The sequence below is a fragment of the Streptomyces xanthophaeus genome (assembly GCF_000725805.1).
In the GTDB taxonomy this organism is placed as follows: Bacteria; Actinomycetota; Actinomycetes; order Streptomycetales; family Streptomycetaceae; genus Streptomyces; species Streptomyces xanthophaeus.
The window spans coordinates 1-1,227 of sequence record NZ_JOFT01000092.1; the positions used below are offsets into that span (position 1 = coordinate 1).

2 protein-coding genes are annotated in these 1,227 nt (G+C 67.2%); both read right to left on the reverse strand.

Going from position 1 to position 1,227, the window contains the following annotated elements:
• Nucleotides 1-849: condensation domain-containing protein (locus IO30_RS41040; protein WP_245234260.1), on the reverse strand; the 849-nt coding region annotated here is incomplete at its 3' end.
• Between the two features lie 88 nt (nucleotides 850-937).
• Nucleotides 938-1,227 (reverse strand): hypothetical protein (locus IO30_RS46480; RefSeq protein WP_209439905.1); only part of this gene is annotated, 290 nt, incomplete at its 5' end.

A 1,227-nucleotide genomic window follows, 5' to 3' on the forward strand; every position in this document is an offset into this window, starting at 1 on the left:
GCCCGGCACCTCACCCACACACCGCGCCGCATACGCATCCGCGAGATCCCTCGCCAACGGAGCCAACGACCAGCCATCCGCCGCAATGTGATGCACCACAAGGAGAAGTACGAACTCCTCCGGACCGAGCACAAACAACGTCACCCGCATGGGCATTTCGGCTGTCAGGTCGAAGGCATGGCGCGCGCCCTCGCTGACAAGCCCCTCCACAGCCGTCGGATCCGCATCCACCACCACAAACTCAGGCAGCCTCTCGCCGACACCCAGCACCACCTGCCGCGGCACCCCGTCCACCTCGGGGAACACCGTCCGCAAACTCTCATGCCGGGCCACCACATCGCCCACAGCAGCCCGCAACGCATCCACATCCACCCGCCCACGCAAGCGCAGGGCACCCGGCATGTTGTAACCCAGACCCGCACCGTCAAGCCGCTGCAAGAACCACATCCGCCGCTGAGCGAACGACAACGGCAACGGCAAAGCCGCCGGACGCTCCACACCCACCAACGCCGGCCGCGCACCACCAGCACCACCCACACACACCGCCAGCTCGGCAACCGTCGGCCGCTCGAACACGTCCCGGAGAGCGAGCTCAAGACCGAGAGTGGTACGAATCCTGCTGATGAGGCGAGTGGCGAGGAGGGAGTGCCCGCCGAGGTCGAAGAAGTTGTCGTCCAGGCCGATTTCGGCTCGACCCAGCACCTCGGCGAAGAGTGTGCTCAGCAGATGTTCGTGCGGAGTGCTGGGACGACGCATCGGCGCCGTGCTCAGGAACTCGGGGGCGGGGAGGGCTTTGCGGTCGAGTTTCCCGTTCGGCGTCAACGGCAACCGGTCCAGGACCACCACCACCGCCGGGACCATGTAATCCGGCAGGAACCGACCACACCACGCACGCGCCTCCGCCGCCAAAGACGACACCACCCGCGCAGACGACGGACTACTCCCCACCCGTCGACCCAACAGCATGCTGCCCCGGCCGATACACCAACCCCGAACCCGCAACCCCCGCAGCCTCCCGCGAGAAGACCACATCGACCGAACCGTCCACCGCATCAGCAGCCCACGTCAGCACACCACCGAAACCACACCCATCCCCCGCACCCGCCAACTCCTCCAACACCACACCCACACCCGCACCCGCACCCGCCGGCACGACATCCCCATCGAGGCCCGCCAGCACCGCGTAGTCGTCTACGACACGGCCATTCGGGACGCCCACCACCCGGA